Annotated in this window: 11 protein-coding genes, 2 tRNA genes and 1 other RNA gene; 7 read left to right on the top strand and 7 right to left on the bottom strand. The window is 40.4% G+C overall.

Going from position 1 to position 13,664, the window contains the following annotated elements; genetic code table 11:
• Positions 1-68: 68 nt before the first annotated feature.
• Together ftsZ and V7O61_RS13625 are read right to left on the bottom strand one after the other, a co-directional pair.
• On the bottom strand, positions 69-1,181 hold the full coding sequence (gene ftsZ / locus V7O61_RS13630) for a cell division protein FtsZ (protein WP_023845448.1): 1,113 nt from the start codon (positions 1,179-1,181) through the stop codon (positions 69-71).
• A gap of 57 nt (positions 1,182-1,238) precedes the next feature.
• A complete protein-coding gene (locus V7O61_RS13625) occupies positions 1,239-2,660 on the bottom strand; it encodes a D-aminoacyl-tRNA deacylase (RefSeq protein WP_407283305.1) in 1,422 nt (473 codons plus the stop codon).
• Between the two features lie 210 nt (positions 2,661-2,870).
• On the opposite strand from V7O61_RS13625, the gene V7O61_RS13620 reads away from it, so the two are divergent.
• Together V7O61_RS13620 and V7O61_RS13615 are read left to right on the top strand one after the other, a co-directional pair.
• The gene (locus V7O61_RS13620) at positions 2,871-3,530 is read left to right on the top strand and encodes an MBL fold metallo-hydrolase (RefSeq protein ID WP_407283306.1); all 660 of its coding nucleotides are present in this window, start codon (positions 2,871-2,873) and stop codon (positions 3,528-3,530) included.
• A gap of 10 nt (positions 3,531-3,540) precedes the next feature.
• Positions 3,541-3,867: a ribonuclease P protein component 4 gene (locus V7O61_RS13615; protein WP_407283307.1), complete on the top strand. Its 327-nt coding sequence runs from the start codon at positions 3,541-3,543 to the stop codon at positions 3,865-3,867.
• On the opposite strand, the gene V7O61_RS13610 is transcribed toward V7O61_RS13615, so the two are convergent.
• The 3 genes from V7O61_RS13610 to ffs form a co-directional block, all read right to left on the bottom strand.
• Complete coding sequence (locus V7O61_RS13610; protein ID WP_023845452.1) at positions 3,868-4,101, bottom strand: hypothetical protein; 234 nt, start codon at positions 4,099-4,101, stop codon at positions 3,868-3,870. It lies immediately after the preceding gene.
• Positions 4,102-4,192: 91 nt separating this feature from the next.
• A tRNA-Ser gene (locus tag V7O61_RS13605) sits at positions 4,193-4,277 on the bottom strand.
• Positions 4,278-4,336: 59 nt separating this feature from the next.
• Positions 4,337-4,651, bottom strand: an RNA gene (ffs, locus tag V7O61_RS13600) — signal recognition particle sRNA.
• Positions 4,652-4,793: 142 nt separating this feature from the next.
• Between ffs and V7O61_RS13595 the strand changes: the two genes are divergently transcribed.
• The gene (locus tag V7O61_RS13595) at positions 4,794-5,033 is read left to right on the top strand and encodes a transcriptional regulator (protein ID WP_407283308.1); all 240 of its coding nucleotides are present in this window, start codon (positions 4,794-4,796) and stop codon (positions 5,031-5,033) included.
• Positions 5,034-5,074: 41 nt separating this feature from the next.
• Here the strand turns inward: V7O61_RS13595 and V7O61_RS13590 are convergent, their stop codons facing one another.
• Positions 5,075-6,451 carry an ATPase domain-containing protein gene (locus tag V7O61_RS13590; RefSeq protein WP_023845454.1) on the bottom strand — a complete coding sequence of 459 codons (1,377 nt, stop codon included), beginning with the start codon at positions 6,449-6,451 and terminating at the stop codon, positions 5,075-5,077.
• A gap of 235 nt (positions 6,452-6,686) precedes the next feature.
• Positions 6,687-7,466: an ATPase domain-containing protein gene (locus V7O61_RS13585; RefSeq protein WP_023845455.1), complete on the bottom strand. Its 780-nt coding sequence runs from the start codon at positions 7,464-7,466 to the stop codon at positions 6,687-6,689.
• A 502-nt stretch (positions 7,467-7,968) separates the two neighbouring features.
• On the opposite strand from V7O61_RS13585, the gene V7O61_RS13580 reads away from it, so the two are divergent.
• From V7O61_RS13580 to V7O61_RS13565, 4 genes are all read left to right on the top strand, one after another.
• Positions 7,969-9,978 carry an S-layer protein domain-containing protein gene (locus V7O61_RS13580; protein ID WP_407283309.1) on the top strand — a complete coding sequence of 670 codons (2,010 nt, stop codon included), beginning with the start codon at positions 7,969-7,971 and terminating at the stop codon, positions 9,976-9,978.
• Between the two features lie 117 nt (positions 9,979-10,095).
• Positions 10,096-10,650 (top strand): hypothetical protein, encoded by a 555-nt coding sequence (locus V7O61_RS13575; protein ID WP_407283310.1) that lies wholly within the window; start codon positions 10,096-10,098, stop codon positions 10,648-10,650.
• Between the two features lie 100 nt (positions 10,651-10,750).
• Positions 10,751-10,861 (top strand) — tRNA-Met (locus tag V7O61_RS13570).
• Between the two features lie 64 nt (positions 10,862-10,925).
• Positions 10,926-13,649: a DNA-directed DNA polymerase gene (locus V7O61_RS13565; RefSeq protein WP_407283311.1), complete on the top strand. Its 2,724-nt coding sequence runs from the start codon at positions 10,926-10,928 to the stop codon at positions 13,647-13,649.
• Positions 13,650-13,664: the final 15 nt, after the last annotated feature.

The following is a 13,664-nucleotide window of genomic DNA, read 5'->3' as shown; positions in this document are numbered from 1 at the left end:
ACCTTTCGATTGGATCACGTATATGTGCAACCCCCTCGAAAGATTCTATGTTAAAAAAGGGAGAGATTCTATTTAACAAAATCGATTCCGTATTTTCGGGTTACGTTCTTTGCGCCACCGTGGCCATATATCTGTGGTGATTTCACACCAGTGACCACTATCATTGTGCGCACAGTCTGCTCAAGTTCATCGTTGACCTGAGCTCCCCATATAAGTCTTGCCTCTGGGTCGATTCTGCTGTATACCTCCTGCACAACGCTTTCTGCTTCTGCAATTGTCATGTCCGGTCCACCGATTACATTGACAAGAGCTGAAGTTGCGCCTGATATATCAACATCCAGAAGAGGACTGCGCAGTGCTTTCTGTACGGATTCAACTGCTTTTACTTCTCCGTCTGCCTCGCCAAGTCCTATCATTGCAACGCCGCCGTTCTGCATGACTGTCCTGACATCAGCGAAGTCAAGGTTAACAAGACCAGGTTTTGTGATAAGCTCTGTGATGCCTTTTACAGCTCTCATGAGAACTTCGTCGGATACTTTGAATGCTGCTTGGAGTGGTAATCTTGGAACAACTTCAAGGAGCTTGTCATTTGGGACTACAATTACCGTGTCTGCAACTTCCCTGAGTCTCTCAAGACCTGCTTCTGCATTTGTTCTTCTTACCTGGCCCTCTACACTGAAAGGCAGTGTGACAACGGCAATGGTGAGAGCTCCGGCATCTCTTGCAGCTTCTGCAACAATCGGTGCTGAACCTGTTCCGGTTCCTCCTCCAAGTCCGCATGTAATGAACACCATGTCACTGCCGTTCACCACGGCTGCGATTTCATCAACGCTTTCAAGAGCTGCATCCTCTCCTATCTGTGGGAGACTTCCTGCACCAAGGCCTCTGGTCTTCTTCTTACCAATGAGTATCTTCTGATCTGCTCTTATATTCAGAAGGTGCTGAGCATCTGTGTTTACTGCAATGAACTCTGCGCCTTTTATTCCCTCTTCGACCATTCTCTGAGTACTGTTGGAGCCTCCACCACCACAACCTATCACCTTGATATTGGTGTGTAGCTGACGTAGCATCTCCTCTAATTCTGCATTTATGTCTTTATGCTCGGGGCTTGCTGCAGGTGAACTGCGGATGTTTGCCTCCTGTTCAGACCTTGCAAGTGCCTCTTCTACTATGGATCTCATTCTTTTTCTCCCTCAAATGAAAATCGTATATTGGATTACAGGTATGATTATATATATTTAATCGGACAACCGGATACGCTTTATTTTTCTTTTGTGTACCATCTCGGGCGTGATGGTCTTGCCCTCTAATACTACCGGGTTACCTTTTGCAAGTTCCCCAAGCATTGGCCCGGGAGGGATATCCAGTTCTTTTGCTGCTTTCGGATCAAATTTTTCACTGATGATACAAAGTATATTATCATCAGGAATATATTTAATTTCATAATGCTCTTTTAGTATTTTAATGCATTCATTTGTAACGTTCTGCATAGCACTTTTAGTATCTTCGCCTATTCCCAGGATGGTATTTGAAAGAGTTCCGTTATTTCTTTCCATGTAGATTGGTGCACAGCATGCAAGTATTTCTTCAGTACGCTTCCTGCTAGCTTTTACTGTTTCCTGGAACAATTCTTCATTGATGTTGCAAAGAACAATTTCATTGTCTGGTTTTTCAATCTCCTGTCGAGATTTTTCAATTTGAGATATAAACATCTCAGTGGCTCTGAATTTTCCATCGGGGCAGAGTTCATTGCACTTATTCTTAATGTTCATAAATATGTTCCAGGGTATTTTTCCAATCTCCCTGATGTCACTTTCTCTTAGTATTATATAGTGCAGTTCATTCATGAGTGCGGAAAGTCTTTCCCTTTCTTTTGCACTCATAGATTTTTTGTCAAAATATGCAAAATCAGCACATGACTTCTCAAAAGCCTGAATTATCATCTTTTTGTCTACAAAGGCTAGTTGATAGTCCGGGAAATTATGCCCGAATGTAACTTCTGAATCAAGTATCAGTTCTGTTTGCCTGGATGCATAATGCCCTCCTCCAAAACCAACTGCTACCGGGATATATTCTCCACATTCTTTCAAGGATATGAACTCTTTAACGGCGTTTATTATAACTTTTGATGCAATATTTCCTGCTTCTGAATCATTCCACTGTTTTTCAGAACTTCCTATCTCTGCATAGACCATTGGTGTTTTTAAGTCCGTGGGTCCGTGATGAGTAGACTCCATATTCACCTCATAATCTACTTTATCAGAGAATGTTTTCATATTTCTCAGAATAAGGCGCAACATATGTGGTGCAGCCACCGATAACTCCTTGGGTCTTCCTCCGAAATCTGCTTTATCCGGGTTTCCTGTGAAATGGGCAGTAAGTACAGATCTTCCATCTCCACTTTTGTGTTTTGAGGCGACAACTATCAGATCAGTATCATATCCTGATGACTTCATCTTCTCATCAATTCTGTCTTCGTAAATATGATGTCCTTCAATTTCCAGTATTCTCATTTCCTGATTTTCATAAACTGAAATGAGTTCTTTCCAGTTATCCGGAACCTGCTCAATTTTTTTCCAATATTCATTTTGAAGCAGGTGGTATTTTATGTTCTGGCTTGCTGCATCGGCAGCAGAACATAATATGTTGATCTTTTTCATGTTCAGTATCCTTGTCTCTCCGGTCAGTATCAGTGACTTTGATAATTAATTATCTCTCAGTAGCTTTAATGCTTATGATGTATTCATTTGGAATGAAGTTTTATCATTGTATTGGTCTTTTTGCGCAACTGTATTTGTGCATTGAGGCAGATACTGGCTGGAATCTAACTATTATCTCAAATTATTGTAGTAACATAAAGATGTGATACTTTGGCTGAAATAACAATTAAAGGTGTATTGATAAGAAAACTGGAATATGCAGGTTTCATGGTAAAGTCCGATGAAATGGTCCTTTATATTGATCCAAATGGCCTTGGAGATGAACAAATTCCAGAAGAGAATATGGCAGACCTAATTGTTATCACGCACGAACAATATGGTCACTGTGATCCAGATTCTATCAGGAAGGTTCGCAAATCCGATTGTACTACTCTTATACCTGATAAAATGAGCTTACAGTTCAGGGGTGATGCCAGAAGAGTTATGGAAGGCGATTCATTAACAGGTGAGTTAAGCATCAAAGGTGTGGATATTGAAGTTCTCCCTGCTTACGCCTCATGTGAGTCAGGTCGAACTCTGGGTGAAGGTGTGGGTTATTTCTTCACATTTGGGGATCTTAGTATTTATCACGCCGGGCATTCATGTGATATTGCAGATCTGGAATCTTTCTCTCCTGATATTGTAATGTTGCCGCTTGGTGATGAACAGCTAATTAGCATACAAAAAGCAGAAGAAGCAATAACTAAACTTTCACCAGATTATGTTATTCCTATGTGTTACGACGATGCAACTAATATTAATATCTCTGGATTTGTGGATCGAATAAAGTCAGAGTGTCCATCCACAGAGGTCTTACTTTTTAAGTCATAGGTGCTTATCCATGGCAAGGTCCCGAAAAAAGAACAAGGCAGTAGCTCGCAGCATTGCACAGGAGAGAATCGAATATCTATTCTCCCTTGCAAAAACAGAATTTCCAACGAATCCTGAAATGAGTAAAAGATATGTCTCTCTTGCACGTAAAATTGGGATGAGGCACAGGGTTAGTATTCCTTCAGAACTTAAAAGAACTTTTTGTAAAAGCTGTGGTTCACTATTAGTGCCTGGAAATAATTCAAGGGTGCGTCTGAAGGGTAACACTATAATTATATCGTGTTTGGATTGTGGTAATATCAAAAGATATCCTTATGGTAAAGAAAAAAGTGAATGATTATGGATTTATCCATGCAAGCAATTTTGTTGCCAGAAAAGCCACAGCAAATATTATTGCTCCCATGGCTAAATAGAGAAATATATTCCTGAATACTACTTCTTTTTCGGAACCGGCTTTTATTCCAAGCCCGCCGCAGCACCCTCCTCCGCATGATGTGCAGGAAACATTGCTACTGGATTCAGATTCATTATCTGCTTTGTTCAATAAAGGAATTACTGTTTTTTCAGACATTGTATCATATTCTCTCCTTTATTCTATTAGCTCTTTTGCTACTATGGGATGATTACATCTGCTCTATGGTTTTGATATTTAAAAAATCAGACGACGAGAGGGGGATTCGAACCCCCGAGGCGCAAAGCACCACAGGATTAGCAATCCTGCGCCATACCGGGCTTGGCTATCTCGTCACATTTGTAGTGTTCGTTCCTAAATGCAATTCAGGTATTTAACGTTTTCCGGGTTTAAGTGACAGGCACGCCCGAAGTCGCTGCTTTTTCCATTATCAGGTGGTCTGAAATCTCTTCTCCACCCCGCAGCCCTCCAAGCGACGATTGTCTATGGTAGGCCTGCTCCCTTCCGGGCCTGGGCTGGTTCCCACAGTTAAGATATGAGTACATTCTCTCCAGAAAGCACCTATATCAACGTCATCCAAGCAGGACGGGGTTTCTCAGTTGAAATTACAGGTTTGAAAATGGTCCAAACATCTTCTTCAGGCTTCGTCCCCCGCGTATCGGCGATTTCGGGTTACAGGTAACGCCGGGCTACCCAGACTAGCCTGCCACCCTTAGATATGCATTACAGGTTATAAAAGTATCCATTAGTGGAATTTGTATCGGTGTCTTTGATAATGTTTTATTTATCCCGTGATTGACATGTAAAAGTAATATATAGAATGCTGGACAATATTAGATAGGAGGCCTAAAATGGAAGAATTGATTGGATTTGTAACTGGTAACAAAAATCGCCAGAAATTACTTGCTCTCTTAGGTTCTAAACATCAGCTTGATGCAGGAAAACTTGCCAAGAATATGCACATTGCACGTCCATCAGTGGAAAAAATTGTGAGTGAGTTACTCGAAAAAGAGTTGATAGTTCAGGAATCTGATGTGTATATGCTTACAGAATTGGGAGAGTCTCTGGAACGCAAGGTTCAGAGTATTTAACTATATTCAACTCTCTTATTTTTTAGTATCAATCCGCAGATTCATATCAAGGTATCTGTCCTGAGTTTGATTCCACTCTCTGTTATTGCATATTCTTTTATGGAGCGCTTATGCTTTGCACCTCTGGATTTAGTAACACACATGTATCTGCGGTCTCTTGCTTTGGAATTATGTAATATTAGTACGGAATCCATGATAGATGAAATGTCTATTTTTTCATTTCCCGGACATTCAGAAGGGGCTATGTCTGTAGTGAACAAAGAAGTGATATTCTTACTTTTGAGGTAACTTGTAATTGAATATATGTATCCTCTAAGTTCAAGGATGTCAGGGATAGATATCTCCATGTGGTTAGTACCATCGAAAAAGACTCTTTTAATATCATTTAATTCTGTAATTTCCTTAATCCTGTCCGCATGCTCTGCAGGATACAATTGGTTTGGGTTTGTGCAGATAAAATGCAAAAGTCCATTGTCTATGTACTTTTCTAAGTTCCATCCTATCCTTCTGGAATCCAGTATCATTTGATGGGGTGTATCTTCAAAAGTTATGATCATTGCAGCTTCATTATTGTCTAACCCTTGCAATATGAATTGCAATCCGAACAGTTTCTTACCAGTGCCGGGAACACCTGCCACCAGCAAGCTGTTGTATCGGTATAAGCCACCTTCAAACATACTATCAAGACCAGGGACTCCAATTTCGACCCTGGTGTCATCAAGATTAATTTCCTTTACTGGTCTTAAGTGTGGATATACCGTAAAACCGGATGAGTTGATGTTGTAAAGATATTTATGTGAGGTAATCTCAGAACGTTTCCCGGGATCAATTCCTCTCATTTTTATGAATTCTAGACGATGATCTGCTCTTGTGTTCCTGTCTTCTCTGGTCAGATATACTATTCCGTCAGACAGGTGACTGACAACAGAATTATGGATCTCTGATTTTTGCAATTCTCCAACAAGGAATGTAATCATATTCCTCTCCTGCAACATGGAATCAAGTGTATAAAAAAATCTTCTTTTTTCCTGTTCAATAAAACCATATCCAAGTGGAGTAATGGGGTCAATTACAAGTCTATCTGGTTTTGTCGACTCAATGATGTTTCCAATTTCTATTAATGTGGTCAATGGATCTTTTTCAGCCAATTGTCTGTTAATAGGGTGGACTTCAAAAGAGTCTTCATAAAAATCGAGTGTTGAGTTGTAAAGTTTCAGTTTTTCAGGATTTTCGGTTGTAATTGGAATGTAAAGTGCTTTCTCCCCATTTTTGGAAGCGTTTGATAACATCTGGAGTGACATTATGGTTTTTCCCACTCCTGCAGATCCTGCTATGAGTATTGTTGAGGGCGACATGATTCCCCCAAGGATTGTGTCAAGTCCTTTGATTCCACACGAAATATGTTTCAATTGGTCCATGTTATCTCTGGTTTTTCTGTCGTCTGAATAAATGTTTATTCGTTAATTTAATATATACTTTTATATAATTACTTGTTGGTGAAAATGGTGAATTACAGATGCCCTGTTTGCGAAGGTAAAATGAATCGTTGGAGATACCCTGTATTAAAAAGGTATGATCACTTTGGCCGCTCACTTGCAATTTACAAATGTGTAGAATGCGGCCATGAGGAAATGTTCCCTGATTTATGATCACTTAAAACATTGAATATACTTCTTCATGTGGATGGATAACAAATCCACCAGGGGTTATATCGTATGGGTGGATCTTCTTACTATGATCGGATCCTCTCATTTTGTATATTTCCATGCTTCGCATTCTGACGTTCTCATGCCGCTTATAATATAGTACTATAGTACCGTCAGTGACGAAGTTTTCGACACCAAATCTTGAAGGTTTGGATTCGTCAATTAATTCGCAGGTCATCATTGAAGTAAGGCCAATAACTTCCAGTGTGGTGCTGAGTTTGAGAAGTTCAATTCTGATTTTTGCAGGATCCTGCAGGTAGAAACTAACAGATGTTGTAGAATCAACAAGCGCACGTTTAGCATTAATTTCTTCCTGTGTAGCAATAATCTGATCCATCATAGACCTGATGTCAAATGGTCTCACATCAACATATTTTTCCTGAGAAGGAATGCCTATCTTGGTTGAACATGCATCAATTATTACAAGTTTGTTTTCATCTTCAAGTGCCTGAAGATCCCATCCGAACTTAAGGACATTTTCCCTTATCTGTTCAGGTCTTTCCTCAGTTGCCACAATAATTCCATTCTCACCGTATTTCGTGATTCCGTTGTAGATAAATTGTATGGAAAAATTTGTTTTTCCTGCACCTGATGTGCCTGATATAAGATATGTTCGGTCGCGTATCAGGCCACCACCACATAATTCGTCAAAACCAGGAATGCCTGTTTTTACACGATTTGTTTCATCTTCCATTGATATTTCTTCAGAAACTGCACCATCGAACATTTTATTGTTTCACTCCTAATGATTAGTAATATCCCTCATTATGTCGAAAATTTTCTGAATTATGCCAGACTTTTATTTCATGTCTCTTTTATGTAATAACATATATAAATATGTTGAACTATTCCAGCTTTAATGGCATTGATTTTATAGACATTATTCCACAATTCAAGTTTTGACATCGACGATTTGTGAAGATAAATTCATCATTTGTCTGTTTTTTCATTTAAATTCCAAAATGAATTCGACATTTACCGTTAATTGCATCGATGTTTGCCAATGCAATGCGATAATTGTTCATAATTAGACCACAAAAGATTTAATACGGCAATTGTTTAATAGAACACTTGTAATCCAATATGACGGGATTAGGAGGGTGATGAAGTCTCCTTCGGCAAAAGACGAACTCTAATGTTTGTCTCAAGCTAGAAGATCAATAGGGCGAAATTCGCTTTATTTTTTGATTCTCACTCTTTTACACGAATTAAATACGGAGGAAAATTTAATGAAAAGATTTACAACAATCGCATTAGTTGCTCTTCTTGCTCTTGCTGCATTAGTAGTGCCAGCAACAGCTGTAGACGCAACAGTAGAAGTGCGCAGTGAAGTCTTTAACGGAACTGACTTTGCTGCCATTCTCGCTTCAGAAGGTGGCGATATCGTAATCAACAGCACAAACTTTGCTGGTTTCTGGTATGATATCGATGATAACCTTGCAAGTGAATCACTAAAAATCATAAATGACTCATCTAAGGTAGATGGAGAAGCTATTGCAGAAGATGGTCTTGTCTACAATGCATCAATTGTACAGGCAGATTACGAGGCAGACTTTGCTGCTGAAGCTGATGTAACAGGTTCTGCTAATATGACCTACCCACTCATTGGTATCTTTGCTGACAAGTACGTCCCAACAGACGACAGTGATGCAGGAGAGCTTGTAAAGCTCCTTCTTGACACCGATGACAAGTACACACTCAGAACCGGTTCAGCAATCGAACTCGCAGGTGGCTATGAACTTACCGCAAAGCAGATCGATGTAGAAGGTGACAAGGTCTGGATGGAGCTCTCCAAGGATGGAGAATTTATCGAGGATGAAGTTATCGACGTCACTTCCGGTGAAGCAACCTGGGACTACGATGTTGATGTAGGTGACCAGTCAGATGTAATCGTCTTCAGATGTCTCATCACCGATGTATTCCAGGGTCAGGTTGACAGCCTTGCTGTTGTTGAAGGTCTTTGGCTCATTGACTACGAGAACATCATGGAAATCGAGTCCTCCGATGAGTTTGGAGAACTTGAAGTTGACTCTGTATCAAACACAATTGTAATGAAGAACTCAGGTACAATCACACTCTCACAGGACAAGACAGTAGAAATTGCAGAAGGACTCAGCTTTGTAACTGCAGATTCCACAGATCTCAGATTTGCTCTTGTAAAGGAATACACAGAAGCAGGTACATACGAAATAAGAGGTTCAATTGCAACAGGTGATGCAACATGGACTACTAACGAGTTTGCAGGATTCTGGTATGATCTTGATGACAATGAAGGTTCAGAGACACTTACAATTTCCGGGATGAGCAGTAAGACCATCGAGGAAGAAGAACTCTGGTACAACACAACCATCGTACAGACAGATTATGAAGCAGACTTTGCTGCTGAAGCTGATGTAACTGGTGATGAAAATATGACCTTCCCAATCATTGGACTCTTTGCAGAGGAATATGTTGCAACAGATGACAGTGATGCAGGGGAACTTGTAAAGCTCCTTCTCGACACCGATGACAAGTACACACTTAGAACCGGTTCAGCACTTGAACTCGCAGACGGTTATGAACTTACCGCAAAGCAGATCGATGTAGAAGGTGACAAGGTCTGGATGGAACTCTCCAAGGACGGAGAATTCATCGAGGATGAAGTTATCGATGTTACAAGTGGCGAAGCAACCTGGGACTACGACGTTGATGTCGGAGACCAGTCCGATGTAATCGTCTTCAGATGTCTCATCACCGATGTATTCCAGGGTCAGGTAGACAGCCTTGCTGTTGTTGAAGGTCTCTGGCTCATTGACTACGAAAACATCATGGAAATTGAGTCCTCCGATGAGTTTGGAGAACTTGAAGTTGACTCTGTAACAAACACTATCTCAATGTTCAACTCAGGTACAATCACACTCTCACAGGACAAGGAAGTTACCCTTGCAGAAGACTTCAAGCTTAAGACAGCTGACAATTCTACACTCAGATACTACCCATTCGTCGAGAGAACAATCGGTGGAACTGTAGCTGAAGAAGAAGAAGAAGGCCCTGCAGAAGAAGAAGAAATGGAAGAAACTCCTGTAGAAGAAGAAGTCGAAGAGACTCCTGTAGAGGAAGATGTAACTGAAGGGACTCCTGAAGAAGAGCCTGAAACTGAAGAGGAAGACACCACTGAGGAAGCAGAATCCCCAGGATTTGAAGCAGTCTTCGCAGTAGCTGGTCTCCTTGCAGTAGCATACCTCGTCAGAAGAGACTAAATTTCTAAAATGAAGAAGGGTTAATCCCTTCTTATTATCTTTTTTTAATAATGAGTTATTTTTCAAAGAGGTGTAACCATGAAAAAAATATTATTGGTATTAATACTAAGCATTTTAATGCTATCAATCTCCGGTTGCACGGATGAAGTAGTAGAAGAAACGCCTGTGACGACGGAAAATGTTTCTGAATCCGAAGTCGTTACAACGGCAGATACTATTGCTGATTCAGCAACAATTGTTGATCTTGTACCAACTGAGAATCTTCCGGCAAATTATGAGTTACTTGGTACTCGTGAACTGTCCGCAGAAACAGTAGGTTCTGATTATTCAGTGATAGGGGGCGTTGTAGGGGGATTAGAAGGTCTCTATACCTATATGGAATCCACAGATGTTTATGTCGATGTTATTGAAACAAGCAGTGCTGAAAATGCTGAAGAATTTATATCTTCATATAAGGATGAATTCAGTAACCTTGCAGTTGGTGACAGATTTACTGAAACGTCTGTTAATGGGCACTCTGCCGTGCAAATACTTGATTATGCAACAATAGGTACAAACGATGTTAAAAGATATACTTACATATGGAGTAATGGTAAGTTTGTATTTGTTGTAGGCGGCGCAACAGATGATTCTGATGTTCTTCTCACATTGGCCGAATCAACCGGATATTGATCCGGGCCAATATCCTTTTTAGTTCCAATTTTATTCTTTTGACAGTCTCTCTTTCAATCGATATGCTTTAATATTACCTTGTCCTTTTAGGTGCTGCACTGCCCGGATAGCCTAGTTGGTTGGGGCGCCAGACTCATAGGGAATAAAATTCCGTGCGTCCAAAATCTCCTGAGATATCTGGAGGTCGCGTGTTCGAGTCACGCTCCGGGCACTCTTCCTTATTTTTCTTTTATTTCAACGCAAAGCATATATGTTGCAAGTCAGTAAGGTTAGTCATGAACTTTCAGATACTGGATGCTGATTACATAGGACATGAAAGCGGTCCTGTGATCCGTCTTTTTGGTCGAGCTGAAGATGGACAGAGCGTCTGCTGTTTTGTACCGGGATTCGAGCCTTATTTCTATATGAATGCAGAAGGGGAGCTTGATAAGCTTGCCACTATGTTAAAAGAAAGATTTGATGTAATCAAAAAGGTTGAGATTGTCCCTAAATATGAACCTGTAGGTTATCAGGTTTCAAAGAAACCAATGTTATGTATCACTACAATGGAACCACGCAATGTTCCTGAAATACGTGATGACGTTCTTACTCTCCCCGGTGCTAAAGAAGTATATGAAACTGATATTCTTTTCAGAAATCGTTTTATGATTGATATGGACCTGCATGGGATGGGATGGGTCACTGCGGAGGAAGTTTCTGAAAGTCAATTTTCCAATGAACATATTTATTGTGATTCTGTTTTTACAGCTTCTTCTCTCAAAGAAACTGAAAAACTCTCCATTGCTCCACTTAAGCATGTATCGTTCGATATAGAATGTCTTCCTATAGACGGCTCAATGCCTGTTCCGGAGTCATCTCCTGTTATCATGATAAGCATGTCTTTCAGTCCTGCATTTAAAGGTCATGATACTCTTGTTCTGGTCTCCAAGAAGGTGGAAGGTGCAGGGCAAGATGTCATGTGTTTTGATTCCGAAACTCAAATGCTTAATAATTTCTTTGAGTTATTTCAGGAGTATGATGCAGATATTGTATCAGGTTATAACATAAACGATTTCGATATTCCTTATATTGCCGACCGTGTTGCTATTCTTTCCAATTCCGGTGAAATCCTTCGGCCAACAGTTGGACGTGATGGCAGGGTATTGAGCTACCGTAAGATTGGTAATAGAACAATGGTTTCAATTCCGGGTAGGGTTGTAGTGGATGCATTGCCGCTTATACGAAGCCAGTACAGTCTTAAACGTTACACACTCAGGAATGTCTCAAAAGAGCTTCTGGATATGGAGAAACTGGATGTTGCACCATCTGAGATGGAGGAATACTGGCGAGACGATGGTGAAAAACTCCTGAAATTCATAGATTATGCACGTAGGGACTCTGAGCTTGCAATAGAGCTTTTCCTTAAACTTCGTCTTCTCGACAAGCACATAGCAGTGGCTCAGGTGAGCGGTTCTCTTCTACAGGAAGTTGTTGATGGCGGCCAGACCTCAATGGTTGATAATCTTCTTTTGAGGGAATATGGTAAACAGGGTAGAGTTATTCCTCCAAAACCAAGTGATGAGCTTGTAGCAATGAGAAATCGCAGTAGTGAAGGCTTGAAGGGTGGCGAGGTGCTGGAACCTAAAAAAGGCCTTCTTGAGAATGTTGTAATTCTCGATTACAAATCACTTTATCCTACTATTATGATGGCTCACAATCTCTGTTATACGACTGTTGTGGAGCAAGACCGTCCTGCAGAAGGTGAAACTATAGTTCCTCCGTCTGGTGGTGAGTTTGTATCTGCAGATGTTTCTAAAGGTGTAATGCCATCAATTCTTGAAAGTCTGCTTCAGAGAAGAGTTGAGACCAAAAAGAAAATGAAAAATGCATCAGATGAATCTGAATATCGTGTACTTGATGCTACTCAACTTGCACTGAAAATTCTGCTTAATAGTTTTTATGGTTATTCCGGATATACCCGTGCAAAACTTTACAGTCTGACCCTTGCAAATGCTGTTACCAGTTTTGGCAGGGAAAATATTCTCAATACGCGAGCTCTTGTTAATGGTGGTATAAGTAAGGTTATTCTTAAGGATGGTTCTGCTTATTTCACAGAGGAATTATCATCCATTGCTCCCGATGATCATGTAGTATCCCTGTCAGTTGTTTATGGTGATACTGACAGTGTCTTTGTCCAGTGCAGTTCAAAACAGCAAATCTCTCTTGATGATGCCGGTCTGGTGGGCAGTAAAATAGCTGCAACAGTTTCAGCTTCTCTTCCTGATCCAATGGAACTGGAGTTTGAATCCATTGCAAAACGCGCTTTGTTCATTGCAAAGAAGCGTTATGCTATATGGGTTTTTGAACGTGCCGGGGATGAATGGAAAGATGATATAAAGGTAAAAGGTATGGAAACAGTGCGCAGGGATTGGTGTGAGCTCACATCCAAGACTCTTAACCGTATCCTTGAGCTGGTGCTTAAAGAAGGTAATGTAGAGGCTGCTGTACAACATGTTCGAACTGTGGTAGATGGTGTAAGAAATATTGATGTCAAGAATGATTCTGATATTATTGAAGATCTGACTATGACTCGCATGTTCTCAAAAAAGGCAACCAGTTATAAAAATAAACAACCTCATCTGACTGTGGCGGAAAAAATAGAAGAAAGGACAGGAACTCCTCCTCCGGTTGGGGAACGTATTCCTTTTGTGATCATAGCAGGCAAGGATCTTTTTGTGAACCGTGCTGAAGACCCTGAATACGTCAAGGATAACAATATTCCTATTGATGTGGACTATTATATCAAAAAGCAGCTATTGCCGCCTGTAGAGCGCATTCTGGGCGTTTTTGGAGTGGATATGGCAAACCTTGACTATGATTCAAAGCAAAAAGGTTTGTTTGACTTCTCCGACAAGCCACAGGAATCTCCCGTTAAAAAGTATGAACAAAAGGAATCAGAAGTAAAAACTCAGCAAACACCTGTGAACAGGAAGTCACAGAGTTCGCTGTTTGATTTCTAATATTTTAGTTGCTTT

Source organism: Methanolobus sp. WCC1 (genome assembly GCF_045690315.1).
Lineage (GTDB): Archaea > Halobacteriota > Methanosarcinia > Methanosarcinales > Methanosarcinaceae > Methanolobus > Methanolobus tindarius.
The sequence above is the reverse complement of the archived record's forward strand: the minus strand, read 5'-3'. Positions and strand labels throughout refer to the sequence as shown.

Excerpts from the sequence above, each read along its gene's own strand:
- ftsZ (WP_023845448.1), bottom strand. The coding sequence starts at position 1,181 with ATGAGATCCATAGTAGAAGAGGCACTTGCAAGGTCTGAACAGGAGGCA.
- V7O61_RS13625 (WP_407283305.1), bottom strand. The coding sequence starts at position 2,660 with ATGAAAAAGATCAACATATTATGTTCTGCTGCCGATGCAGCAAGCCAG.
- V7O61_RS13615 (WP_407283307.1), top strand. The coding sequence starts at position 3,541 with ATGGCAAGGTCCCGAAAAAAGAACAAGGCAGTAGCTCGCAGCATTGCA.
- V7O61_RS13610 (WP_023845452.1), bottom strand. The coding sequence starts at position 4,101 with ATGTCTGAAAAAACAGTAATTCCTTTATTGAACAAAGCAGATAATGAA.
- V7O61_RS13595 (WP_407283308.1), top strand. The coding sequence starts at position 4,794 with ATGGAAGAATTGATTGGATTTGTAACTGGTAACAAAAATCGCCAGAAA.
- V7O61_RS13590 (WP_023845454.1), bottom strand. The coding sequence starts at position 6,451 with ATGGACCAATTGAAACATATTTCGTGTGGAATCAAAGGACTTGACACA.
- V7O61_RS13585 (WP_023845455.1), bottom strand. The coding sequence starts at position 7,466 with ATGTTCGATGGTGCAGTTTCTGAAGAAATATCAATGGAAGATGAAACA.
- V7O61_RS13580 (WP_407283309.1), top strand. The coding sequence starts at position 7,969 with ATGAAAAGATTTACAACAATCGCATTAGTTGCTCTTCTTGCTCTTGCT.
- V7O61_RS13575 (WP_407283310.1), top strand. The coding sequence starts at position 10,096 with ATGCTATCAATCTCCGGTTGCACGGATGAAGTAGTAGAAGAAACGCCT.
- V7O61_RS13565 (WP_407283311.1), top strand. The coding sequence starts at position 10,926 with ATGAACTTTCAGATACTGGATGCTGATTACATAGGACATGAAAGCGGT.